Source organism: Alcaligenes sp. GW821-FHT11D07 (assembly GCF_058808495.1).
This window is the reverse complement of sequence record NZ_JBXART010000001.1, coordinates 58,715-82,106: the sequence shown is the minus strand read 5'-3', so window position 1 is coordinate 82,106 and position 23,392 is coordinate 58,715. Positions and strand designations below refer to the sequence as shown.

The window sequence follows — 23,392 nt, the reverse complement described above, 5'->3', positions numbered from 1 at the left end:
ATCCTTACCATCTGGATTGAAAGAAAATTTTATGAAGAAAGTCATCGCACTGCGTCATATCCATTTTGAAGACTTGGGCACACTGGAACCTGTTCTGATCGAACAGGGCTACCAAGTCCACTACATTGACCCTTCCGTCGAGTCACTACGCCATGTGGGTGAACAGGACGCTGACCTGCTGGTTGTATTGGGCGGGCCTATCGGCGCCTACGACGAAAAGATTTACCCTTTCCTCTCCGATGAGATGGAGCTGATCAACAAGTTCTTGCTGGCTGGCAAGCCCCTGCTGGGCGTTTGCCTGGGCGCACAATTGATTGCGCGCGCCCTGGGAGCCAATGTGTACCCCCTGGGTGTCAAAGAAATCGGTTTTTCCCCGCTGAAGCTGAGCGAAGCTGGCCAGCAGTCGCCTCTGGCGGCCATTGCCGGCATTCCCGTACTGCACTGGCACGGGGATCAATTCGATATTCCTGATGGTGCGGTGCATCTGGCCAGCACCGATGTGGGTGCCAACCAGGCGTTTTCCTTTGGTACCCAAGTGTTGGGTCTGCAGTTTCACCTGGAAGCTGACACCAGCAAGCTGGAACGCTGGCTGGTCGGCCATGCCAACGAACTGGGCCAAGCTGATATCGACCCGCAAATGTTGCGACTGGAAGCCATGGCGGTACAAAAACGCCTGCACGCCGCCGCTGCAACGGTGATGAACAACTGGCTCAGCCAACTTAAACAAGCTAATCCTGCTGACTACGTTGCATGAACACTGCTGTAACTTTTGTAGACCGGGAACGACATCCCTATGCTGTGGATGTCGTTTCCATTCAGTCCCAGGTGGTATATGGGCGGGTGGGTAACAATGTTGCCGGCCCGACCTTGCGCAGGCACGGCTTCAAAGTTGCCGCCGTGCCCACCGTGTTGCTTAGCAACAACCCCCAATACCCCACAGTACATGGTGGTGCTGTCCCGGATGACTGGCTGGAAGGGTTTCTGGATGACCTGGTTCTGCGCGGTGCGCTGGACAAGGTCAAGGCCGTTCTGATTGGTTATCTGGGCAGCGCCGGCCAGGCTGTCATCATTGCCCGCTGGTTGAAAAAGCTGCTGCTTCGTCAGCCTGATACCCTGGTTATCGTGGACCCGGTCATCGGAGACCTGGATGTCGGAGTCTATGTAGACCCGGCCCTGATCCAGACCTATCACGAAACCTTATTACCTTTGGCCAATGGCCTGACGCCTAATAATTACGAGCTGTCTTTGCTGGCCAAACAGCCTTGCGACACCATAGAAGCCAGCTCCAGCGCGGCTCACGCCCTGTTGACGGGCCGCACAGAATGGGTAATTGCCACCAGTGCTGCTCCCCAGTCCTGGCAAGATGGCTTGATCCGCCTGCTGCTGACTCGCCGCGAACCGCTGGCAGACACGTTGTTAAGCCACCCGCGTGTCGATTGCGCTGCCAAAGGTACGGGTGATCTGTTTGCCGCCACCTTGCTGGCCCACTTGATTATGGGTGCGGATTTGCACTCTGCCGTGCATACCGCCAGCGCCAATGTGCTGCACCAGCTGGAGCTGACCCGTCAGGCCGGGCATCAAGAATTAATTCTGCCAATAGATCCTTTCCGGGCCTGAGCAAATATTTCTTAATCTAACAGTCCTTTCACTAGGTAGCCGTTCTCGTTAAGCTGTGCCCTCTTAGTTACAAACGGAGCATGACATGGGGCTGCCTTTTAAAAGCACGCTACATCCACGGGTGTTCTGGGGATCTACCTTTATCGTCCTGATCTTTCTGCTGATCGGGATCATCTTCCCTAAAGACGCCGCACTTATTTTTGAACAGTTACAAAACTGGGTCATCAAAAGTTTCGGCTGGTTCTATATCCTGGCTGTCGCTTTATTTTTCTTTGCCGTGGTGTATTTGGCGTTAAGCCGGTACGGCAATCTGAAATTAGGGCCGGATGATTCTGAACCGGATTACCCGTATTTAACCTGGATGGCGATGCTATTTGCCGCCGGTATGGGCATCGGCTTGATGTTCTTTGCCGTAGCCGAACCACTGCAACACTTCTCTGCCCCCCCATCCGGGCTGGCCAGCACGGTGGAAGCCGCCCACCAGGCGCAAATCATCACCTTCTTTCACTGGGGCGTCCATGCCTGGGCCGTCTATGCGGTCGTGGGTTTGTCCCTGGCGTATTTCTGCTTTCGCTACAACCTGCCTTTAACTATTCGATCGGGCCTGTATCCCTTATTTGGCAAACGCATCGAAGGCTGGATTGGCGATAGCGTCGACATTTTCGCCGTCTGTGGCACGCTATTTGGGATTGCCACGTCCATGGGTTTGGGCGTGCTTCAAATTAATGCCGGTCTGGAGCATTTATTTGGCTGGCCCCAGGAAACCTGGCTGCAAATTATCTTGATTGTGGTGGTGACTGCGCTGGCAACCTTGTCCGTGGTCAGCGGTTTAGACGTGGGTATTCGACGTCTATCCGAACTAAATTTGCTGGTTGCTATTGCCTTGATGCTGTTTGTGCTCGCTGTGGGCCCTACCGCCTTTTTAATGAATGCTTTTGTACAGAATATCGGCGGTTATCTCGATAACTTTTTCGCGCGTTCATTTAGTACACAAGCGTTTCGCGGGCAAAGCTGGATGAAAGCCTGGACCTTGTTTTACTGGGCCTGGTGGATTGCATGGTCGCCTTTTGTAGGCATGTTTATCGCCCGTATTTCTCGTGGCCGCACAGTACGTGAGTTCGTGCTGGGTGTACTGCTGGTCCCCACTGTCTTTACCTTTTTCTGGATGACGATCTTCGGTAACACGGCCATCTTCCTGGATATGGGTGTAGCAGGTGGACAATTGGCCCAGGATGCCGCCGCCAACGCGTCGGTTGCTTTGTTCGAATTCCTGGAATACCTGCCTTGGTCCAACGTGACCTCCATCCTGGCCATTATTCTGGTGGCTATTTTCTTTGTGACCTCGGCCGACTCCGGCTCCCTGGTTATCGACACCCTGGCTGCGGGTGGAGTGGAAGATGCACCTGTCTGGCAACGTATCTACTGGTGCGCTCTGGAAGGCACCACCGCTTCCCTGCTCTTGCTGGCAGGGGGCTTAACCGCCTTGCAAACCGTCACTCTGGTCAGTGCCCTGCCCTTTACCATCATCATGTTCTTGTTAATTCTGGGGCTGTTCAAGGGCATGAAAGCGGATATGTCGCGCCTGCGCCGCCAAGGCCCGCTAACAGGTCCGGCACCCGGCTCGGAAATATCCTGGCGTCGCCGTCTATCGACCATTTTGCATACGCCTAATCAGCGGGATGCACGCCGTTTCCTGAACGAGACAGTGCTGCCCGCCTTGCAGGCCGTGGCCGATGAGCTGGGCAAGCGTGACCTGAACGTCACCCTGGAAACAGGAGAGCCGGACAAAGCCCAGCTGACTATCCAAGCCGATAACCAGCGCAACTTTGTCTACGGTGTGGAACTGAGCGCCCGCCGAGTAGCCAGCTTTACCGCTGCCGCTGCCCGTAACGAGCAAACACGCCCACAAGAATGGCAGGTTCGGACTGTCTTCTCGGATGGCAGTCGGGGTTATGACCTGATGGCCCTGTCTTCCAGCCAGGTCATCAACGACATCCTGAACCACTTCGAGCGCTATCAATCGCTGGTCACCTCCGAGGCCACTGCTCTTTACGCGCAGTCGCCCGACCCGACCTAAGCTTCTACCCCGGTCTCCTGCTTTCTTTCAAGAATCTGGGGACCGGGTCCTTGCTGACCCAAGATATCGGCCGGGTTGCGCAAGGGACACTCACTCATGGACAAGCACCCACAGCCAATACAGTGGGTCAGCTCATCGCGCAAGCGCATCAACTGCTCAATACGCTCATTCAAACTCACTTGCCAACGGCTGGACATGGCACGCCACTGTTTGCTCGATGGCTTGCTGCCCGGCGGTAAACCCTTCAAGGCATCGTGAATTTCCTCCAGCGGAATCCCGGTACGCTGAGCCACTTTAATGATGGCGATATAGCGCAACACCACGGAATCAAAACGCCGCTGATTGCCACTATTACGCGTGCTCGCAATCAAGCCCTTGGACTCGTAAAAGTGCACGGTAGATACAGGTACACCGCTACGTTTGGCCACCTCCCCCACTGTCAAAGCTCGTTTGAAATCAATATTCTTTGGCATGTTTTATCTCCTTGACCTCAAGTTAACTTGAGGTTTTATAGTTCAGGAACCTGATTAAGGCAAGCCATGTCGGCTGCCGTCTTTGCTTTCACAGGAACCTGTCATGCCCCGCCTCATTTGGATCATGTTTGCCAGACCTTTGTCATGGCTGCTGCAGTCCCTTCTGGTTCTGACCGCGTCTGCCATCCCGTTAGGCACGAACCGCCCCCCCTCTTTGGCAAGCCTTCGTTTGACGTTGAGCTCCGCCCTTCCCCATCGCCTGCTGACGATCCTGTTCAAGCCCGAAGATTGGTGGCTGAACGACAGGCGTCCCAGCCAGACGCGCCCTCATCCTCAGCCTCTGTGGCTCTCCGCACAAGACGGAGGACAATCAGCATGAACAAGCGTCGTACATGGGTCATGATTCCCCTTGTGGTGGCTGTGCTGGCGATAGGCTGGCGCATGCTGCCCGCCTCGCAAGAGGCTCAGGCCAGCGGTGCCTACCCCCCCGCCACCGTTGAGTTGGCCAGCGTGCAGTCTCAAACCGCCCCACGTCTTTTACATGCCGTGGGTGCACTGGAAGCGTGGCAGCAAGTGCTGCTAAGTTCTGAAACCAGTGGCCGCATTCACAAGATTGATTTCACCTCCGGTCAGCAGGTCAAGGCAGGCCAAGCGCTGGTTTTACTGAATGATGAATTGGAGCAAGCCAGCGTGCGCCGTGAACAGGCGCACGTTAAGCAAACGGCTATTCAGCTCACGAGGGTGCGCAAACTAAAAGAGCAGCAGGCCGCAACCCAGGAGCAACTGGATCAAGCCCAGGCCGATCACGCTATGGCTCAGGCCCAGTTGCAATATCAACGCGCAGAACTAGCTCTGAAACAGATTTCCGCCCCATTTTCAGGGCGTATCGGTATCAGCAGCTTGCACCAAGGCCACTACTTGCAGCCCGGCCAACCTATTGCCAGCCTGGTCGATGACAGCCAGTTGCGCGTGAACCTGACCGTGCCCGAACAAAGCCTGCCAGATCTGAAAGTAGGCCAACACTTGCAAGTTCAGGTGGATGCCTGGCCTGGCGAAAGCTTTCAGGCCCAAATCAGCGCCGTTGATCCTTTGATCGGTGACTCCCGCACCGTGCGCCTGCAAGCCTTGCTGCCCAACCCGGACAAGCGCTTGAGTGCCGGCATGTACGCCCGCGCACAATTAACGCGTCCGGCTGAAGCACCCGTACTGACCGTGCCAGAAACGGCCTTGACTCATACCGCCTATGGCCAAACCGTGTTTGTTGCCACAGCGCAAGACCCAGGTCTGTGGCAAGTGCGCCGTGTATCGGTGCAAACCGGCGAGCAATGGGATGAACGTATCGAGATTACCCAAGGCCTGAAAGAAGGTGATCTGGTCGTCAGCGCCGGTCAGATCAAAATTCAGGATGGCTCTACCGTACAGACCGCCAAGGATAAGGAGCCCGTATGAACACCGCCTCCCGTCCCGGCTTTACCGACTTGTTCGTGCGCCGGCCGGTACTTGCCCTGGTGGTCAGCGCTTTGCTCCTGATGTTGGGCCTGTTCTCTTTGCAAAAACTGCCCGTTCGGCAGTACCCCTTGCTGGAGAACTCCACCATCACCATCACCACCGAGTACCCCGGCGCCTCTGCAGAATTAATGCAAGGCTTTGTCACCCAACCGTTGGCCCAGGCCTTGGCCTCGGTAGAAGGGGTGGACTACCTGTCCTCCAATTCAGTACAAAGCCGCAGCATCATTACCCTGCGTATGGAGCTGAATCGCGACTCCACCCAGGCCCTGACCGAAGTCATGAGCAAGGTCAGCCAGGTCAGCTACCGCTTGCCCGAAGGAGCTTATGACCCGGTTGTAGAGCGCTCCTCCGGAGACTCTACCGCCGTGGCCTACGTGGGATTTTCCACCACCTCCATCTCCATCCCGGAGCTGGGTGACTACCTGTCCCGCGTGGTGGAACCCATGTTTTCCACCATTGATGGGGTTGCCAAGATCCAGACCTTTGGCGGACAGAAATTGGCCATGCGTTTGTGGCTGGATTCCGACCGCATGGCAGGCTACGGCCTGACCGCTGCTGACATTGCCCAAGCCGTACGTGCCAATAACTATCAGGCCGCCCCCGGCATGGTCAAAGGCCAACACGTTCTGAGCAATATCCGGCTGAACTCAGATCTAACCAGTGTGTCCGAATTCCAGGATCTGATCGTGCGTGAAGACGGCACTTCTTTGGTACGACTGCGTGACATCGGCAAGGTTGAGCTGGGTGCAGCCTCCACAGAAACCAGTGCCCTGATGGACGGCTTGCCTGCCATTCACTTGGGCTTGTTCCCTACCCCCGGCGGCAATCCCCTACGTATTGTGGAGGGAATCCGTGACCGCCTGCCCGCCATCGAGGCCACGCTACCTCCCGGCGTCGAAGTCGCCTTGGCCTTTGAAACAGCACGCTTCATCCAGGCGTCTATTGATGAAGTGCTCAAGACCCTGACCGAAGCCATGCTGATTGTGGTGCTGGTGATTTACCTGTGCCTGGGCTCTTTCCGCAGTGTGCTGATCCCGCTGGCGACCATTCCCTTATCCATGTTGGGAGCAGCAGGCTTGATGCTGGCCTTCGGTTTCAGTATCAACTTGCTGACCCTGTTGGCCATGGTGCTGGCCATAGGCCTGGTGGTGGACGATGCCATTGTGGTGGTTGAAAACGTGCACCGTCACATCAGTGCCGGACGCTCGCCCGTGGTCGCTGCCTTGTTAGGCGCACGCGAAGTGGCCGGGCCCGTCATTGCCATGACCTTGACCTTGGCGGCGGTCTACGCCCCAATTGGTTTGATGGGGGGCCTGACCGGTGCCTTGTTCAAAGAGTTCGCCCTGACTCTGGCAGGCGCCGTGCTGGTATCCGGTGTTGTGGCTCTGACCTTATCGCCGGTAATGAGCTCTTTGTTATTGCCCAAGCAACAAGACGAAGGCCGGATGGCGCATCTGGCGGAAAGCTTTTTTGGTGGCTTGTCAGCTCGTTACGGTCGTCTGCTGGCCCGCTCCCTGCGTCACCGCTGGATTACGGGTGCAATGGCCGTGCTGGTCTTTATCAGCCTGCCCGTGCTCTATCAAATGACACACAGCGAACTGGCTCCTATTGAAGATCAGGCCAGTGTGCTGACGGCAGTCAAAGCGCCACAAAATGCCAACTTGGCTTACGCCGAACGCGACGCCAAACTGCTGGACGATACCTATCGTGATCTTGCCGAAACTGACAGCACTTGGCTGATTGTGGGCACAGATGGCCCGGCCGCCAGCTTTGGCGGGATCAACCTGGCTGACTGGAACAAGCGCGAACGCGATGCCAGCGCCATTCAGGGCCAGCTGCAAGGCCGCGTCAGTGCCATTCCCGGCAGCAGCATTTTCGCTTTCCAATTGGCCCCCCTGCCCGGCTCCAGCGGTGGCCTGCCTGTGCAACTAGTGCTGCGCAGCCCGGGCGACTATCGCTCTGTGTACGACACCATGGAGTGGGTCAAGCAGCAAGCTCGTGAAAGCGGCTTATTTGTCGTGGTGGACAGCGATCTGGACTACAACAAACCCGTCTCCCGTGTAGAAATTGACCGCAGCAAAGCCGCCAGCATAGGGATCAGCTTGCGGGATATTGCCGACTCCCTTGCCGTGCTGGTGGGTGAAAACTATCTGAACCGCTTCTCGCTGGACGGCCGTTCATATGACGTGATTCCGCAAAGCCAGCACGAATTGCGCCTGACGGCACAGGCCCTGACGCGCCAGTTTGTACGCAGCGCCAATGGCGAGCTCGTGCCGCTTTCTGCCATGGTCCGTATTCAGAGCGAAGTGGAACCGAATAGCCTGCGTCAATTCAACCAGCAAAACTCCGCCACCTTGCAGGCGATTCCGGCTCCCGGTGTCACCCTGGGGCAAGCAGTCGGCTATCTGGATGAAATTGCGCGTGAACTTCCCGCTGGCTTTACGCATGACTGGCAGTCGGAGTCGCGTCAGTTCACTCAGGAAAGCCAGTCATTGGTCTGGGCCTTTCTGGCCGCACTGGTGGTGATTTATCTGGTGCTGGCAGCCCAGTACGAAAGTCTGGTGGACCCCATCATCATTCTGGTCACCGTACCTCTGTCCTTATGCGGAGCCTTGCTGCCGTTGGCATTGGGCTTTGGCACCTTGAATATCTACACCCAGATTGGCTTGCTGACGCTGGTCGGTCTGATCAGCAAGCACGGCATCTTGATGGTGGAATTTGCCAATGAGCTGCAATTTAAAGAGGGCATGAAAAAACCCGAAGCCATTTTGCAAGCCGCCCGTATTCGCTTGCGTCCGGTATTAATGACAACCGGTGCCATGGTCTTTGGCTTGGTCCCCCTGCTCTTTGCTTCGGGTGCTGGCGCCAGTAGCCGCTTTGGTCTGGGCGTTGTGCTGGTCTCAGGCATGCTGATCGGTACCGTGTTCACCTTATTTATCTTGCCCACCTTGTATACCTTGCTGGCGCGCGATCACGCCCATCAAGCAGACACACCGCGTGCGCGTGACCTGGCTCAGGCCCTGCGCCCTTCCCATGGAGAACAATCATCATGACGCCACACGCTTTATCAAATAGGCTCGCTCCTGTGGCGCGTGCGCTGCGCCTGGTGATCCCAAGCCTGCTGTTGACCGGGTGCGCAGTTGGTCTGGACACCTCAGTGCCCACCGCCCCCACCCTGACCAGCCCGGACTGGAGCGCGCAATTTGCCCAGTCTGAAAAGCAGACAGAGAACTGGTGGACCTTGCTGGAAGACCCGCAACTGGATGCCTTAATCACCAAGGCTTTGGACAGCAATCTGGATATTGCTCAGGCCCAAGCCCGCTGGCGGGCATCGCGGGCATTGATTGACGAGCGGCAGCATGACAGGCTGCCTGCCGTCACCGCGCAGGCCAGCTACCAACGCAGTGGCTCGCAGTTTGCCGCAGCCGATGGTTCGTTAGATCACGCCGTCACCGAAAACTGGCGTCTGGGCATGCAAGCGACTTGGGAGATCGACCTGTTCGGTCGTCTGGAGCAACTGGCGCGCTCCGCCCAAGCGCGCAGCGAAGCCAGTGCGGATCAGCTGGAATGGACCAGACAGGCCATTGCCGCAGAACTGGCACGCCAATACGTGCAGGCTCAAGGTTTGCAACGCCGTCTGGAACTGGCCCAAGACGATGTACGCAGCTGGGAACATACGCTAAAACTGGTCCAGGCCGGTGTCACACTGGGACGGGAACTGCCGGAGAATCTGGACAATGCGCAGGCCGGTCTGGAGCGGGCTAAAACGCAGGTTCCCCAATTGCGCAGCGATCTGGAACTGGCCCGCCTGCGCATTCAAGTCTTGAGCGGTGGCGAAGCCGACGCCATTTCAACACCATTGCCCAGCGCCAAAGCCCCCTTGGCTGCTTCACTGCCTTTGGGGGATGTGAACGCTATGCTGTTTAACCGGCCTGACGTACGCGCGGCGCGGCAAGAAATCCTGGCCAGTTCGCACGAAGTGGCGGCAGCCACTGCAGAGCTGTATCCCCGTCTGGACCTGGCCGGCTTTATTGGTTTTTTTGCTCTGCGAGGTAGCGACCTGGGCCACGCTGCCCGAGCCTTTGATGTCTCGCCAGCCATGCAATGGCCCGCCCTGCGACTGGGTCACGCCAAAGCCCGTTTACGTGGCATGGAAGCGGTAGCCGACGAATCGCGCTTGCACTATCAACAGGTGTTGCTGCAGGCCCAGGAAGAGATCCAGGGCTCCTTGCAACGGCTGACTCAGCATCAGGAAAGTTTGCTGAGCCTGACGCGAGCCGCCACACATCTGGAAAATGCGCATGAGCGTGCCCTGACTCGCTATGAAATAGGTGCCGGAGCCTATCAACAGGTTTTGGAGAATCAACGTAGTTTGAACCAGACTAGGCAGGAATTAGCGATGGCAGAAACAGGTTCCTACCTGAATGTGATCGCCCTGTATCAAGCCATGGGCTGGGGAGTTGCTACGCCAGCTACACCGCAGTAACTACGGCTGGGGATCAGTCCGAGGGTGGTCTGTCTCATAGATGGACTGCCCCTTTTCTATTTGTGAATCCGCCTGTTCCAAAAACAAGGACAAGCTGGCGATCTTGCTGCTCATCAGTTGGTCCAAAAGCTTGCCTCCGGCCCAGAGCAAAGCGCTGCAGACCAGAGCAATGGGCAACACATACCAGCGTAACCATAGCGATGCATCCAAAGCCCAAGCTGCAACCGTAAAGAGGGCTACCAGCACACAGGCAATCAGATTGTGACGCCGGGCTTTACGCAAAAACCTATGCAAGTCCTGATGGCCTCGCTCCAGCACAGTCAATTGATCGCGCAACTGATCCCGGTCTTTCTTTAACTGCTCCCACGCAGCACCTTGGTCCTGCGTGAGCGGGGGAACAACGTCGGTCTGCATGGGGTTCTGATCACTCATCATCTCTACGTCTGGCCGCGCAGTGCGCTACAAAAACGCTATTGTAGGTGGAATGAAAACAGGAAGCTCTCTGGCTAAGCGCCACAAGCTGATGTGCCTCCATTCCCATCCGCTGTATTTGGCACACGCGGTCAACATCAGGCCGGAAAAGCGGCAAAGCCCACCTAGTTTCCCAACAGAGATGAGCCCTTTTGCCCCAAGGAAAGCACTTCACTGGCGTTTACGATTGCAATGGAAATATCTTCAATCGTGCTGCGTTTGTTCATGGCCTGCTCGCGGATCAAATCGTAAGCCCGCTCCTCGGAAACCTGATGGGTGCGCATTAAAATCGTCTTGGCTTGTGCCACATGGCGTTGCCCCATCAACTTGGTCTGCAGTTTGTCGATCAGACGCCGTTGCTGCCGCAATTCCTTGTGATATTTACGAGCCAGAACCACCGTAGACAGCAGCCCGAAAGAACGAATGGGCGCAGGCAAAATTGCCTGGATATTCAAATCCAACACTGCAGACACGATCGTGGGGTTTTCGTAATTGACCACCGCAATAATCGTGGGAGCTTCATCCGCACAAATCCAGTCCAGACGCAGATGCAGCAAGTCCGGCTGCACAGCCAGAAACACCAAGTCAGTGCCAGACGGCAGGTTTTGCGTGGGCGGCCAGATCGTTTGAACCGAACACCCAATGCGCTGCAGCTGCTGAGTCAACAAGCGTCCATCACTGTCGTCCGGGTGCATAACCACCATGCTTAACTGCCGCAGCTCTTTCAACTGTGGCGAGGTCGCATGCGGAAACCGGTTCCGTGCTCTCAAGGGCTTGTTTGCCGGCTCATCACCGTAGGAAGAGGAGTTGGCCACGCTCTATGTCTCCAGAGTATCCAGCTTGGCAGTCCAATCGCCCAAAGAATGGGTGACCAGATACGGGTCGGGCGAGACGGGGCGCGTTGCCTGCCGCACAATCGTGAATTCGCCATCGGCGTTAATGCGCCCAATCCGGGGGTAAAGCCAGGTGTGGTGATTAGTCGGGTCCACTTTGATACGCCCCTGCGGTGCATCCAGCTCACTGCCTAAAAGATAGGGCAACAGGTCCGCGATCTGGTCACTGGCTGATTGCCGGTACGCATTAGCAAACAAATGCATCTGCGAGTAGGCCGCCTCCCAGCACAAATTAGGGTGGCAGTCCGAGCCAAAATGCTTGCGCAAACTGGCCAGACAACGCGCATTGACCGCGGACTCAATCGATTGAAAATACGGTGCAGCGGTAAAGTGCCCACAGGCCACTTCTGCCCCCATTTGTGCCACCTCCGCTTCTGAAGTGGTCAGGCTGGCAATGGGCATAGTCTGCGGATTAAAGCCAGCATGGGCGTAAGCGCGGTACAGATTGGCGGTGGAGTCCCCCACAACCGTAGAAAAAATGAAGTCCGGCTGCTTGCTGCGTATGTCTTCCATGATGCGGCTGTAATCGCTTTCGCTGGCATCCAAAGGTAGGTAGTGCTCGCCCAGCACTTTGCTATCGGGGTGCTGCATCACCAGTTCGCGCATAATGCGGTTGGACTCGTAGGGGTAGATGTAGTCCGAGCCAATCATATAGACCCGCGCCCCAAAATTGCTGGTCATGAAATGCGCCAGCTGCACACTGTTTTGATTCGGGGCGGCGCCGGTATAAATCACGTTGCCCGAGAACTCGAAGCCCTCGTACAAGGTGGGGTAAAACAGCAGCTTGTTCCACTTCTCCACAATCGGGATAACCGCCTTGCGGCTGCTGGACATATAACAACCAAAGATCACGTTGACGCGATCCTGCACAATCAGCTGCTCGGCCTGCTGGGCATAGCAGGCCGGCTTGGAGGCCGGGTCATAGCAGACAGCGACCAGCTCGCGCCCCAACAGACCACCAGCCTCGTTAATTTCATCAATCGCCAGCTTGGTACCCTGCCATTGCGACTGACCAATGGTGGAGGTCATGCCGGTTGCGGAATACAGAACGCCGACGCGTACGGGGTCGTTGTGAGCCAAAGTCCATCTCCTGTCTAGCATGGTAGGGGCGCAGGTCGACAGACCTGCCAATAAACACTACGAGCGAGCATCAGGTTACTCCAAAAACAGCATGACTCAGGCTCCCTGCCAGTCTTGCATCCCGGCTTTATTTACCAGGCATTCATCAACAATAAAGTGCCGGGTAACCAGCAAGTCAACGCGCCGATCAAGATGGTGTAGACCGGCAAAATTCGCACGCTCTTGCCCAGCCCCAAGGCCAGGAAAAACAGGAACCACAGGCTGGACCACAAGACCCACATCACAATCAAACGAGGATCGTTGGCGGTTCCGGCAAAGGCCAGCGCACTGATGGCCACAAACAGGCAATACCAGCCAAAACCGGCGCCCTTCAAGCCCCACCACTGCACCACTGCCAAATACAAATAAGTAAAGGCAAACAGCAGCCCGCCAGCCACCGCGAAGTAGTCTGCCGCCTGCTCACCGCGCACCAGACCCAGCAAATTAATAAACAAGGCCAGCAGGCCCACCAGCAAGTTGAACGGAGCAAGATCACGGCTTTCAATACGCCCGGTCAAACCCACACCGTTCACAATCAACACAGCCCCAATAAAGAAAAGCGCAACACCCAACATGGCATAAGCCTCCAAAACAAGGTGACGATTCCGGCCTGGCTGGCGCCTGGTCTATCGGGCGCTGCGTGAGCTCTGTGTACCGTGCTTGTCTGCTTCCGTGACATCCAACCTCAAATATCCGCGACCTAATTACATGGCCGGATTTTTGTTCCGAGCAAGCAAAAAGGCCCAGACGGGTTCAGGGAATGAACCAGTCCGGGCCTTTTTGCCCAACACCCACGCTGGCAACATTGGCAGCAGATGTCGTTTCAATTTGGATATGTCACAGCGATCAACAATCGCGGTCGGTGCAATTCTTACATAGCCCGGTCCGTCGCCTGTACTAGCGATTACCCTAGCGACTGCCACTTGACGGCCCAAGTACCTGTCGTGCTAAAGTGCTTTTTATCGATTTAACGATCTGATTCTTATTCCATGAACTGCCCCGCATCCTCTTTGCTAAGCATCTTGCCCCCTTCGCGGGCGATGTCGCTGCGGGCAGTCTCCCCACCTTCTGTCTTGCTGTTGACCGTCGTCTCTCCGGGCGTCGTCAATCAGGCTGTCGTTGTGTCTGACCCCGTCGTCAACACACGCGTCTACAGCGTCTGCCACTAAGACTTCATCTTTTTTCCTGCGCTTTTGAATGAGCGCTTGGAATGTCTTCGCAGACACACCTAATTTATTTAGACAGATAAAGAACACATCATGACTTCTTCGTCTCGCGCCCAAATGGGTGCTATTGCTCTGTTCGTGCTGCTGTGGGGCAGCGCGGGTATTTTCACTCGTGTCGGCTTGGATCATGGCTCTGTCATGGCCATGCTGATCCTGCGTTTTGCCATCGCCCTGCCTTTAGTTGTATTGCTGGGCCATTACAACGGCGGCTGGCTCCCGCCCAAAGGGCAACGTCTGCTACCTGCAATCAGCGGCTTGCTGATGATAGGCCTGTATTCGTTTTTCTACTTTGAAACCCTGGCCCAAGGCATCACCCCCGGTTTGCTGGCCACCATCCTGGGCGTACAGCCAATTTTGACCCTGGCCCTGACAGAACGGCGCTTTTCCCTGGCTCGTATCGCAGGCCTGGCCTTGTCTTTGACAGGGCTGATTCTGGTGGTTTATCAAAGCCTGATCGTGAGCCGCTTATCTGCAGCGGGTTTGATCTTTGCCGTTGCCGCCTTGCTCAGCATTACCTTGGGCACGATCGTTCAAAAGCGTCAGGCTGTTGGAGCCTTGCAAGGGATGCCTTTGCAGTATTCCCTGTCGTTAGGCCTGTTTTTGCTAGTGTCTTTAGGCTTGGGGCAAGAGATCCGATGGGACAACACGCTGGGGTTCTGGGGGCCGGTGGTATGGCTGGGCGTGGTGATCTCGGTACTGGCCCAGTTGCTCTTGTATCGCATGATTCGCAGTGGAAATCTGGTTAATGTCACTAGCTTGTTTTATCTGGTTCCGGTGGTGACAGCAGGACTGGATTTTCTGATTTTGGGCAATACGCTGGCTGCTCGGGCAGGCCTGGGCTTGGTCGCTATTCTGGCAGGGCTTTGGTTAACCATGCGTAAGGGCAAGCAGGTTTCCTCCAAGTAAGTCGCTTTGGCTCTGTTAGCTTTGTGTGGTGGTCTCAGTGAGGCCACCACACAGGGCCAGCACGCGGGATCGAGCTGAACATTTGCCAGTGGAGCGCACCGTTCCCTTGTCCCCCAGACAAGGCACACACTTTCGCTCAAATAGCAGAACACTCGTATCCCTGCGCCAGCCCCACCCCCACTGCAGCCAGTACCCTGAATCGCCCAATCCCCGTGCTGGCCCTGAGTGGTTCACATTGAGCCTTGCCTGCCATTTCATCCAATGCTGAGAACCTCTTTCTGAGGTCTGACTTGCTTGCCGCTTGGCTCTAGTTTTTGATCCACATCTTCAGCATGCCTCAAGAGCCGCTTTTTCCTTGTTGCCATGAGACAAGCCGCCTGCGCAGCCGGGACGGGTCTAGAGCGAATCAATCTAATGCAGCTGGGAGCTACAGAATCTGGAATGTGTGAGTAGCCCCTCCCCCTACATCTCCCATTCACCCGTAGTAAAGATATCCACAAGCAATACAAGTCTCAGGCGTGGGGTTGCTCCGCAAGCACGAATCACGAGCGCCTCCATCATGGCGCGATCCTATCCAGCGCATTGGAAGCTTTACGCAAGCTCATTCTTCTTTTCAGCGCTAAACCCACCCTTATGGGAAAAAATTGCAGCGTGTAGATCTATTTGGGCTTTTTGCATAAAGGGAGAAGATACAGCCGCTAATGTCCGGGTATCGAGAATAAATCCATCAACAATAAAACCACAGATTCCCATTATTCGCCTTCAAGCCAGATAGAACTCGAAAATCCTTTCGGATCACAGAATTTCGAGAGAAATACATAGAATAAAAACTTTCTTTAAACACTATTAGTTAATAGCCTGATCATATAAATATAATGTTTTATTTTTTTGTTAGGCACCTTAATCAATTGACTAAACATACATTCACAATATATCTTCTGATCCTAGCTGTGTAACCCAGCTAATTAGCTTACTTTTTAGCTAGTTCTCGAACTAACAACTCAAGCATATATACAAAAAATTTATTTAGATTTCTACACAAAAATATTCTAATTAGTCGTGCAAATAAAATTCCCAGCAATCAAAAAGGATTGATATGGATTTGCCAAATGAATCAAAAGAATTATCTAATAAGCTTGTAGATATAGAACCAATCAAGACTAGTCTACTGAGCCTTGAACGACATAGAGTTTTTGATCAACTTCTTAGCAATGAAGATCTTCAGTTATTTATGTCTTGGCACGTTTTTTCAGTATGGACTTATATGTCCATCATCAAACGACTTCAACTAGAGTTCACCTGCACCTGCCTGCCTTGGACTCCTTATAGAAGCGCAAAAGCAGCTCATCTAATTAATAAAATCGTTTATGAGAACGAGTCTATCAATCTAGCAAACAATACCTATCTAAGTCATTTTGAACTATATCTTTGTGCCATGGAGGAGATCGGCGCAAACACATTTTCAATCAGAACATTTGTTGACTTGATCGCCGCAAATATGCCGCTACAAGATGCTCTAAAAATTTCAAATGCATCTCCTGCTATAGAAGAGTTTGTTCTGACGAATACACATATAGCTATAACAGGCAGCGTTGAGGAAGTGCTAGGTTGCATGATTTATGCACATGAATACATTTTCCCTAAATCCTTTATGCACAGCTCCGCCGGTTCAGCGCTTAGCCGTTTTGCCGAAGAAAAATTTTCGCTGTATTTGAAAATGTGTTGCAGCACGGATCCACATCAGCGTCATTCAGATATAACGAATCTGCTCATCGAGCAAACAAATGGAAATGAATCGTGTCTCAAGACTTGCCTGGATGCTGCACTAGGAGCTATCAAGCGCCAAGCTAAATTATGGGACTCGCTTGCTTGCAAGATTGAAATTGAACGTTGTTCTCTGCCTGAAACCATGCAGACCACCTAAGAATGGAGCAGATAGATGACCAAGCAAGCAACGCTACCACTTCCTGAGTCCCTAACGATTTCTGATTATTATCGAGACCCGGAAATCATCTCCCATCTTTCTAAGGAATTTTTTCATAACCAATTTGTAAAATTGCCAGATTTATTCCTGCCTGCTGTAAAAAAAACTGTACAAGAAAATCTGCAATATCTACATGGATTAAGAACTAGAAAAGATTTCATTATGCCCGGATTCGATACTGAGCGACGAATGTCAGTAGTTGGAGGAAGCAAAGTTATTAATTTATCTTTGCCACTAATTGCTCTATATGGAAACCGAGACCTTAGAGAAACATTAACAAAGATAATTGGTAGTCATATCCACACCGTGCAGCACGCTGAAGAATTTATGGTGGTCAACTTTCTGGACGGTGAAGCCGATACGCACGGCTGGCATATTGATGACCCACAATACGCCTTAATCATAATTACAGAGGCTCCACCACCCAATTCTGGAGGAGAGCTTGAACTGATTCCAAGCTGGTCTAGTTTCTGTACAAAAAATGGGTTTTCCACAGGCAGTCAAACTAAAGAGGCTATACAGCAAGCAATCGCTGAAAATCGTGTAAAACGATCCCAACTTGCCGCAGGAGACTGCTACTTACTCAATGCCAGCGAGGCATTTCATCGCGTCACTCCCATTATCGGGAATGGTTCCAGGAAAGCACTCAATATGGCCTTTGATTCTCGCCGCTTTCGTAATTACGGCGATACAGCCCAACTTTTGTACGCAAACTAAGATATGCATTCAACTTCACTGTCTTATAAGTATCCTGATCTTAATGATCAGCTTGCCTTGATCACGGGTGCTGCCAGTGGGATTGGCAGAGCGACAGCCAAGCTCATGGCCCGCCAAGGTTGCACTGTTGTGATTGCTGATGTTAATGAGCTGGCAGGTAAAAGCCTACTGCAAGAAATTGAGCATGAGGGTTTACGCGCTTCCTATATCAATCTGAATGTGACAAGCCAGTCGTCTGTTCAGACAGCTATTACAAAAATAATAGAAAATTATCAAAAAATTGATGTATTGGTTAATTGTGCAGGATTTATCCGTCGAGCCAACGTAGTTGATTTGACTGAAGATGAATGGGATCAATCCATCGCAGTCAACTTGAAATCAATTTATCTCTTGGCCAAGGCCGTTGTTCCATATATGCAGCAACAAGGTAAAGGAAATATCGTCAATGTAGCTTCAGGCTGGGGCTTGGTTGGAGGTACCAATGCCGTGGGCTATTGTGCCGCCAAAGGCGGAGTCGTTCAGATCTCACGTGCCATGGCAGTGGACCATGGAAAAGATGGGATTAGAGTGAACTGTGTTTGTCCAGGCGATACCAACACTCCTATGTTGGTTTCCGAAGCCAAACAACTCGGCTTGGCTCACGATGCCCTGATTCAGGATGGCTGCCATCGTCCATTAGGACGAGTAGGAGAGCCTGACGAAATTGCATCAACTATCTGTTTTCTTGCCTCGACAGCATCTTCTTTTATGACTGGCTCGGTGCTGGTAGTCGATGGTGGCGGCTTGGCCGGATCTATGTGAGTGTCCCCATGCATCTCGTAATTACACATGACCATTCGGCTGCAGTCGATTTGATTTCTCAACGCATGAAGCAGCATTTTGGCAAAACGCCGGACCCTACAGGGCATACGTTGAAAAACTTCCTGTCCTCAATTCCTGTGATCAATAAAACTAACTTGATCAATTACGGACAGGAATATACGAGTTTGATGCATCAGGAGGCTATTTTATTTAGTGAAACCTCAGGCACGACCTCATCACCTCTACAAACTCCTCGTAATAAACACGATCTTAATTGGAATGTGCTTAACCAGATCAATGCCTACAAACCTCTAGTCCAACCGGGTGTTGATAGAGTCTGCGTCTTGCATCCTTCTGTTTTGAGTCCGTTCATAGAGGGTTCTGTGCGGGCCTTGCATGAACTGGGTGTAGGCCACGTTCGCCTATATCCAATTCCAAAAGTATGTGACTACAAACGCATCTATGAAGTTATTGATCGTTATCGCATTACGACAATAATGTCGACCCCTTCACTTGTTTACAAAACTCTCTATGAGTTAGCACAGATAGGTTCTGGAAAACTGCCTTCATCTCTACGGAAATTGCTGCTTACAGGAGAACGTTTTTCACAAGAAAATCGCAGCAATATGCGCAGAATTTTAGGTGTCGATGGAATTATCACGCCGTTTGTATATGGTTCGAGCGAGACAGCCACAATCATGGTGGGCCAATCCGACTGTTCCTACCGTCCGATTACTGAAGATTTTGTTTTTGAAATCATCGATGAAGAGCAAACAGACAACTTAACCGTGAAAGGAAACTTATTGGTTACTTGGCTACGAGGAGGCATGCTGCCCATCGTGAGATACGACACAGGAGATTTATTTACTGCTCACCGTTCTGGTCGCGATAATAATTACAAATTCATTTTCGAAGGCCGCAATGGAAATGAAGGTATTTCCTTACATCAGCAAAATATAATTGAACGCATTATTTACACCCTCCCAGAACCTATTTTTCATTTTGATTGCAACATAGACCCAGAATCAAAAAAAATAACTCTTTCATTAATCCTGAATAAAAAATCGAAAATTAATTCTCAAAAAATTTCAGACCTACTTGCCAAATCAACTGAAGACAACTGGAAATTTGAAACTTATATAAACCCAGAAAATCATAATTTCTTTGATTTCTCGCCATCCCCAAAGACTCGGAAATTTTATCGTGCTTAAGAAAAAAATATCGGTTCTTAATGGTGTGGCTATCGCCATTTCCATGGTAGTTGGATCTGGGTTATTCGGTCTTCCTGGACTAGCCATAAAAGCCACAGATCCAATTACAGCCTTACTTGGCTGGGGATTAATAATTTTAATATTACCCACCCTAATATTTATTTTCTCTTATTTAGGTCAGCGATACCCATCAACTGAAGGATTATCTTTATATGCTAGTTTAGGCTTGGGATCTTGGTCTAAAAAAGGCGTCATGCTGGTTACCTGTGGCACCTTAGTAGTGGGCATGCCAGCTTTTTTTTTAGTAGGTGGAAGCTATATCGCAAAATTAGCTAGCCTGGATACGGAAACCTGGACAATCCCATGCGCTATTTTACTTGCCATAGTGACCACTACTATCAATCTAACAGGCCTTGATAAGCTAGGCTGGGTTAATAAAACAGTAGTAGCACTCGTTTTAATAATGGCCCTGCTGATATCCGTTCAAGCACTTCCGATGACTTTTACGCAATATTCAGCCGTCAATTCAAGCTCTCTTGATCAAGTAACGATATCTGGAGTCTGGTTAGCGGCCTCTATCGTTTTTTGGGCATTTCAAGGCTGGGAAAACCTAACATTTATTTTTGGCGAAATAGAGAATCCAAAACGTAATATCCCTATTATTTCTTGGGTAAGTTTCGTTATCGTAGCCATAATTTACGGAATCTTATCTTTAGTTGTTTCCGCAGCTGCTTTACAAGGTAAAGATGTCGCAAACTTGGCGGGAATAGCAGAGCTACTACCTGACACCTTTTTAGGAAAAATATTTCTGGGCGTCATGGTATTAATTCTAATCGCCAACGCTAACTCTTGGGTTTTTTCTTGCTCCCGCGCCTTTTATTCAGCTGCTTGTGCAGGAGTCCTGCCATCTCCACTGAAAAAAATCAACTCAAGAGGTGTCCCCGCAGCTAGCTTACTATATTCAATGTTCGCCTATATATCAGTCATATTATTTATCTGGTATTCAAAAACAGGTGAACAATTTTGGTTTCTATTGACCACACAAGGATTCATTATTCTCTATGGAGCTGCGATACTAGCATTTTTTAGGCTATCAACTGGATTATGGAATAAATTTATTGGCGTTCTTGCAGCGCTATGCTGGCTCTTCCTTATCCATGGGTTCGGACTGATGATTATCTATCCTCTATCCTTACTATTAATTGGCACCGCTATTTCATTTTTTGATTCCAAAAGAAACGTCACTTAAATATTTTTTGTGACCTTTTAAACAATTCAAAACTGGTGAAATCATGAACAATTGGTTTATTACAGACCTTATTATTGTCTTGTTATACGGCCTTCAGCATAGCCTTTTAACGACTAGAACCGCAGTTAATATTTACAATAAAATCCTGCCAGAATACACATGGAATTTCGTTTACAGCATTATATCTGTTCTAACCATTTTCCTTGGTTTCTATTTTTGGCGCCCATCCGGAATATTTTTATTCCATTTAATCCCAGGCTCATTCTCATACCATATCAGCGTTGTACTTCTTTCATTATCTCTATTTTTATTTTTCTTTTGCTTTAAATTTACCACTTCGTTCTGGCAATGGCTTGGCATTGTTCAAATCGCAAATAAAATTTCTGGAAAAAAATCTGAAGTTTATTATCGAATGCGAAATCAAGGTATTAAACGTTATATCCGCTTCCCTCACCACACCTGCTTGATATTCTTTTTCTGGCTACATCCTGTGATGACACTAGACACCTTATTTCTTGCGATTTCGGCCACTATTTACTTGTATGTCGGTACGTATCATCAGGACTTACGTGGTCTTCGCATCATAGGAAAAGAGTGGGAAGACTATCGCAAAGAAACCAACTTACTCTTTCCCGGCATAGCGGTACTGAGGCGTTTTATGGCGGATATCCGTTTATCAGCTTCCATTAAGTCCGAAGGAGCAAAGCTGTGATGGCCGCCAGCAAGCAACGCAACCTTGTTGGGTCTTACGATGCTCGCAAGTTCCCACAAAAGGAAATCGATCGCCTAGTCAGGCAAGGGAGCGCCACCTGGCAACAAGAGAGGGAGATTCTCTTATGGGGCGGCTTAAAGCGAGGTGCAAATGTACTTGATTTGGGCTGTGGGCCAGGCGTGATCACTTCACTACTTACGAAGGAAGCCGGCTTCACGCAAGTCCGTTCTCAAGTGCTACTAATCAGCCCAGATCAAGTTGGCAAAGGAGCGTTTTTAGATTCCGTCCTGACATGGCGCCCACAACTGTACCCAAAGGACTTAAGAACTGAAGCGGGGGAACGAATTACCCTCATGCGTACATTTTGCGAAGAGTCCATGGTGGAGGGATACAACGGTGCGTTTGTCGTTTTCGGCACGAAACCAGAAATATAAAGAACAAAGCCTGCCCTAGTCACGGTAGAAGGCTATTTCATAGATACCTTAGCTAAAACTGTGGCTGGAGAAATATATCAATCTTGCCTATGACCGGGACAACGGCGCACTGCGCTAGCAGACAGCCCTGCCCGGCATCCCAAGAGGCGCTCGCCTAAAATCACCCATAGCAAAAAAAACACCAATGCCCAGCCCTGGGGTCGGGCAAGACATTGGTGTCAAAAAGCCGGGGGCCTGTTCCCGGCGTGCTACCGTCTCAAAACGTACTTCTAATTATTGATCCCCTCTACGAAGATCCAAACCACGGCGTCTTACTGCGCCGCAATCCAGTCCTGCAACTCTTTTTCACCCTGCCAGGGCTGGCTACGATCCGCACTGGCAGCGCGTGCTTGCGCGATTAATTCGGGAGTCATGGCATCACCCTCATTGCCCCATTCATGACGAATGAAGCTGAGCACTGCCGCCAACTCTGCATCTCCAAACTGTTCAGCAAAAGCAGGCATTGCCCCCTGATACGGCTGCCCCTTGACCGTAATCGGCCCGCTCATGCCATGCAGCACCAATTGAGCCAACACCTTGGCGTCACCCGTTACCCACTCAGACTCTGCCAAGGGGGGAAACACGCCCGGCAAACCTTTCCCGCTTGCCTGGTGGCACGCCACACAAGCATTGGCATAAAGCTGCTTGCCATCTGCTGCTGCACTGGCCGGAGCCGGGGCCAAGACCGCCAAGGGACGCTGGTCCCCCAAGCGGGGAGAGCTATTGGGCTGAGCCGAAACAATGTAGTAAACCGCCCACACCAGCAGAGCCAGAATGACCAGAATTACCACCTTGGGAATCGGGTTGTACTGTTCGTGAGGATCTGCGTTTTCGCTTTGACGACTTTGAACTGGCTTGCTCATTTCTCGCGCTCCACCGCCTCAGCACTCAGCACCGGATAAACACGCTTGAGCGACTGCAAATACACCACCAGATCCAAGGCTTCTGGACGGGCGACCACCACTTTTCCAGCCGGGGCAACATCAGGCGGCAGGCTGACCACCCGCTCATCAGGCTGAACCTGATCCGGGTCCTTGGCCTCGAACAAGAAACGATAGGGAGGCATATTGCTGCCCGGCGTGTATGCACGCGGATCGTACAAGTGCCCCAAGTGCCAATCCTGGCTAGGCTGACGGACCCCGATATTGAACAGGTCCGGACCGGTACGCATGGTGCCCAGCAAAGGCGGATCATCGTAGTGATAATCCCCCGCCACCGATGCTCGTCCCCAGCCACGGCTGGCATCGGCTACACCCGCGCCAGTCGTGCTGGGCTGCTGCGTGTGGCAAGTAATGCACCCATTGGCCCGGTACGCCGCACGGCCACGCAGCTCCTGGCTGGTATAGGGGGACAAGCCCTCTGGCGCAGGCTCGTCTTTCAACTGCAAAAAAGGCACAACAATCATGGCGGCCGTCGCCAATGACAAGGTCACCATCGACCCGACGATTAGTTTCAGTTCGTTTTCCAT

General features: G+C 52.1%; 23 protein-coding genes. 16 read left to right on the top strand and 7 right to left on the bottom strand.

The features are described 5' to 3' along the window. The first annotated feature begins 31 nt into the window (after positions 1–31). From AC1RSM_RS00410 to AC1RSM_RS00400, 3 genes are all read left to right on the top strand, one after another. Complete coding sequence (locus AC1RSM_RS00410; protein ID WP_492928378.1) at positions 32–754, top strand: glutamine amidotransferase; 723 nt, start codon at positions 32–34, stop codon at positions 752–754. After that, positions 751–1,617 (top strand): pyridoxine/pyridoxal/pyridoxamine kinase, encoded by an 867-nt coding sequence (gene pdxK / locus AC1RSM_RS00405; protein ID WP_492928377.1) that lies wholly within the window; start codon positions 751–753, stop codon positions 1,615–1,617. Before AC1RSM_RS00410 ends, pdxK begins: the two co-directional genes overlap by 4 nt. An 85-nt stretch (positions 1,618–1,702) precedes the next feature. Then, positions 1,703–3,694, top strand: coding sequence for a BCCT family transporter (locus AC1RSM_RS00400; protein ID WP_492928375.1), 1,992 nt, complete (start codon positions 1,703–1,705; stop codon positions 3,692–3,694). On the opposite strand, the gene soxR is transcribed toward AC1RSM_RS00400, so the two are convergent. Next, positions 3,691–4,167, bottom strand: coding sequence for a redox-sensitive transcriptional activator SoxR (gene soxR / locus AC1RSM_RS00395; protein WP_492928374.1), 477 nt, complete (start codon positions 4,165–4,167; stop codon positions 3,691–3,693). The genes AC1RSM_RS00400 and soxR overlap by 4 nt on opposite strands. A gap of 103 nt (positions 4,168–4,270) precedes the next feature. On the opposite strand from soxR, the gene AC1RSM_RS00390 reads away from it, so the two are divergent. The 4 genes from AC1RSM_RS00390 to AC1RSM_RS00375 are packed head-to-tail and all read left to right on the top strand — an operon-like array spanning position 4,271 to position 10,162. After that, a complete protein-coding gene (locus tag AC1RSM_RS00390) occupies positions 4,271–4,546 on the top strand; it encodes a hypothetical protein (protein WP_492928372.1) in 276 nt (91 codons plus the stop codon). Further along, positions 4,543–5,616 carry an efflux RND transporter periplasmic adaptor subunit gene (locus AC1RSM_RS00385; protein WP_492928369.1) on the top strand — a complete coding sequence of 358 codons (1,074 nt, stop codon included), beginning with the start codon at positions 4,543–4,545 and terminating at the stop codon, positions 5,614–5,616. Before AC1RSM_RS00390 ends, AC1RSM_RS00385 begins: the two co-directional genes overlap by 4 nt. Continuing rightward, on the top strand, positions 5,613–8,729 hold the full coding sequence (locus AC1RSM_RS00380; RefSeq protein ID WP_492928366.1) for a MexW/MexI family multidrug efflux RND transporter permease subunit: 3,117 nt from the start codon (positions 5,613–5,615) through the stop codon (positions 8,727–8,729). Before AC1RSM_RS00385 ends, AC1RSM_RS00380 begins: the two co-directional genes overlap by 4 nt. Next, complete coding sequence (locus tag AC1RSM_RS00375; RefSeq protein WP_492928364.1) at positions 8,726–10,162, top strand: efflux transporter outer membrane subunit; 1,437 nt, start codon at positions 8,726–8,728, stop codon at positions 10,160–10,162. The genes AC1RSM_RS00380 and AC1RSM_RS00375 overlap by 4 nt, the downstream gene beginning before the upstream one ends. Here AC1RSM_RS00375 and AC1RSM_RS00370 read toward each other — a convergent pair whose 3' ends face one another. The 4 genes from AC1RSM_RS00370 to AC1RSM_RS00355 all read right to left on the bottom strand — a co-directional run bounded on the left by AC1RSM_RS00370 (position 10,163) and on the right by AC1RSM_RS00355 (position 13,220). Further along, positions 10,163–10,594, bottom strand: coding sequence for a hypothetical protein (locus AC1RSM_RS00370; protein WP_492928361.1), 432 nt, complete (start codon positions 10,592–10,594; stop codon positions 10,163–10,165). Positions 10,595–10,758: 164 nt separating this feature from the next. After that, entirely contained in the window at positions 10,759–11,448 is a 690-nt protein-coding gene (locus tag AC1RSM_RS00365) for an ANTAR domain-containing response regulator (protein WP_492928359.1), read from the bottom strand. Positions 11,449–11,451: 3 nt separating this feature from the next. Beyond that, positions 11,452–12,627: a transporter substrate-binding domain-containing protein gene (locus AC1RSM_RS00360; RefSeq protein ID WP_492928357.1), complete on the bottom strand. Its 1,176-nt coding sequence runs from the start codon at positions 12,625–12,627 to the stop codon at positions 11,452–11,454. Positions 12,628–12,737: 110 nt separating this feature from the next. After that, a complete protein-coding gene (locus AC1RSM_RS00355) occupies positions 12,738–13,220 on the bottom strand; it encodes an AmiS/UreI family transporter (RefSeq protein WP_492928355.1) in 483 nt (160 codons plus the stop codon). Positions 13,221–13,634: 414 nt separating this feature from the next. Between AC1RSM_RS00355 and AC1RSM_RS00350 the strand changes: the two genes are divergently transcribed. The 9 genes from AC1RSM_RS00350 (at position 13,635) to AC1RSM_RS00310 (ending at position 21,885) form a co-directional block, all read left to right on the top strand. Continuing rightward, positions 13,635–13,814: a hypothetical protein gene (locus AC1RSM_RS00350; RefSeq protein WP_492928352.1), complete on the top strand. Its 180-nt coding sequence runs from the start codon at positions 13,635–13,637 to the stop codon at positions 13,812–13,814. Positions 13,815–13,904: 90 nt separating this feature from the next. Continuing rightward, on the top strand, positions 13,905–14,777 hold the full coding sequence (locus AC1RSM_RS00345) for a DMT family transporter (RefSeq protein ID WP_492928350.1): 873 nt from the start codon (positions 13,905–13,907) through the stop codon (positions 14,775–14,777). Positions 14,778–15,873: 1,096 nt separating this feature from the next. Next, on the top strand, positions 15,874–16,701 hold the full coding sequence (locus tag AC1RSM_RS00340) for a DUF3050 domain-containing protein (protein WP_492928347.1): 828 nt from the start codon (positions 15,874–15,876) through the stop codon (positions 16,699–16,701). Between the two features lie 15 nt (positions 16,702–16,716). Further along, positions 16,717–17,478, top strand: coding sequence for a HalD/BesD family halogenase (locus AC1RSM_RS00335; protein ID WP_492928344.1), 762 nt, complete (start codon positions 16,717–16,719; stop codon positions 17,476–17,478). 3 nt (positions 17,479–17,481) lie between these two features. After that, on the top strand, positions 17,482–18,279 hold the full coding sequence (locus AC1RSM_RS00330; protein ID WP_492928342.1) for an SDR family NAD(P)-dependent oxidoreductase: 798 nt from the start codon (positions 17,482–17,484) through the stop codon (positions 18,277–18,279). 8 nt (positions 18,280–18,287) lie between these two features. Beyond that, positions 18,288–19,490 (top strand): AMP-binding protein, encoded by a 1,203-nt coding sequence (locus tag AC1RSM_RS00325; protein ID WP_492928340.1) that lies wholly within the window; start codon positions 18,288–18,290, stop codon positions 19,488–19,490. Then, on the top strand, positions 19,483–20,739 hold the full coding sequence (locus AC1RSM_RS00320) for an APC family permease (protein WP_492928339.1): 1,257 nt from the start codon (positions 19,483–19,485) through the stop codon (positions 20,737–20,739). The genes AC1RSM_RS00325 and AC1RSM_RS00320 overlap by 8 nt, the downstream gene beginning before the upstream one ends. A gap of 43 nt (positions 20,740–20,782) precedes the next feature. Next, positions 20,783–21,451 (top strand): hypothetical protein, encoded by a 669-nt coding sequence (locus AC1RSM_RS00315; protein WP_492928336.1) that lies wholly within the window; start codon positions 20,783–20,785, stop codon positions 21,449–21,451. After that, a complete protein-coding gene (locus AC1RSM_RS00310; RefSeq protein ID WP_492928333.1) occupies positions 21,448–21,885 on the top strand; it encodes a hypothetical protein in 438 nt (145 codons plus the stop codon). The genes AC1RSM_RS00315 and AC1RSM_RS00310 overlap by 4 nt, the downstream gene beginning before the upstream one ends. A gap of 311 nt (positions 21,886–22,196) precedes the next feature. Here AC1RSM_RS00310 and AC1RSM_RS00305 read toward each other — a convergent pair whose 3' ends face one another. Both AC1RSM_RS00305 and AC1RSM_RS00300 read right to left on the bottom strand, forming a co-directional pair. Continuing rightward, a complete protein-coding gene (locus AC1RSM_RS00305; protein ID WP_492928331.1) occupies positions 22,197–22,787 on the bottom strand; it encodes a c-type cytochrome in 591 nt (196 codons plus the stop codon). Continuing rightward, positions 22,784–23,392 carry a cbb3-type cytochrome c oxidase subunit II gene (locus AC1RSM_RS00300; protein ID WP_492928329.1) on the bottom strand — a complete coding sequence of 203 codons (609 nt, stop codon included), beginning with the start codon at positions 23,390–23,392 and terminating at the stop codon, positions 22,784–22,786. The genes AC1RSM_RS00305 and AC1RSM_RS00300 overlap by 4 nt, the downstream gene beginning before the upstream one ends.

Coding starts and splice junctions, on each gene's coding strand:
- AC1RSM_RS00410 (WP_492928378.1), top strand. CDS start 32: ATGAAGAAAGTCATCGCACTGCGTCATATCCATTTTGAAGACTTGGGC.
- pdxK (WP_492928377.1), top strand. CDS start 751: ATGAACACTGCTGTAACTTTTGTAGACCGGGAACGACATCCCTATGCT.
- AC1RSM_RS00400 (WP_492928375.1), top strand. CDS start 1,703: ATGGGGCTGCCTTTTAAAAGCACGCTACATCCACGGGTGTTCTGGGGA.
- soxR (WP_492928374.1), bottom strand. CDS start 4,167: ATGCCAAAGAATATTGATTTCAAACGAGCTTTGACAGTGGGGGAGGTG.
- AC1RSM_RS00390 (WP_492928372.1), top strand. CDS start 4,271: ATGCCCCGCCTCATTTGGATCATGTTTGCCAGACCTTTGTCATGGCTG.
- AC1RSM_RS00385 (WP_492928369.1), top strand. CDS start 4,543: ATGAACAAGCGTCGTACATGGGTCATGATTCCCCTTGTGGTGGCTGTG.
- AC1RSM_RS00380 (WP_492928366.1), top strand. CDS start 5,613: ATGAACACCGCCTCCCGTCCCGGCTTTACCGACTTGTTCGTGCGCCGG.
- AC1RSM_RS00375 (WP_492928364.1), top strand. CDS start 8,726: ATGACGCCACACGCTTTATCAAATAGGCTCGCTCCTGTGGCGCGTGCG.
- AC1RSM_RS00370 (WP_492928361.1), bottom strand. CDS start 10,594: ATGAGTGATCAGAACCCCATGCAGACCGACGTTGTTCCCCCGCTCACG.
- AC1RSM_RS00360 (WP_492928357.1), bottom strand. CDS start 12,627: ATGCTAGACAGGAGATGGACTTTGGCTCACAACGACCCCGTACGCGTC.
- AC1RSM_RS00355 (WP_492928355.1), bottom strand. CDS start 13,220: ATGTTGGGTGTTGCGCTTTTCTTTATTGGGGCTGTGTTGATTGTGAAC.
- AC1RSM_RS00350 (WP_492928352.1), top strand. CDS start 13,635: ATGAACTGCCCCGCATCCTCTTTGCTAAGCATCTTGCCCCCTTCGCGG.
- AC1RSM_RS00345 (WP_492928350.1), top strand. CDS start 13,905: ATGACTTCTTCGTCTCGCGCCCAAATGGGTGCTATTGCTCTGTTCGTG.
- AC1RSM_RS00340 (WP_492928347.1), top strand. CDS start 15,874: ATGGATTTGCCAAATGAATCAAAAGAATTATCTAATAAGCTTGTAGAT.
- AC1RSM_RS00335 (WP_492928344.1), top strand. CDS start 16,717: ATGACCAAGCAAGCAACGCTACCACTTCCTGAGTCCCTAACGATTTCT.
- AC1RSM_RS00330 (WP_492928342.1), top strand. CDS start 17,482: ATGCATTCAACTTCACTGTCTTATAAGTATCCTGATCTTAATGATCAG.
- AC1RSM_RS00325 (WP_492928340.1), top strand. CDS start 18,288: ATGCATCTCGTAATTACACATGACCATTCGGCTGCAGTCGATTTGATT.
- AC1RSM_RS00315 (WP_492928336.1), top strand. CDS start 20,783: ATGAACAATTGGTTTATTACAGACCTTATTATTGTCTTGTTATACGGC.
- AC1RSM_RS00305 (WP_492928331.1), bottom strand. CDS start 22,787: ATGAGCAAGCCAGTTCAAAGTCGTCAAAGCGAAAACGCAGATCCTCAC.
- AC1RSM_RS00300 (WP_492928329.1), bottom strand. CDS start 23,392: ATGGAAAACGAACTGAAACTAATCGTCGGGTCGATGGTGACCTTGTCA.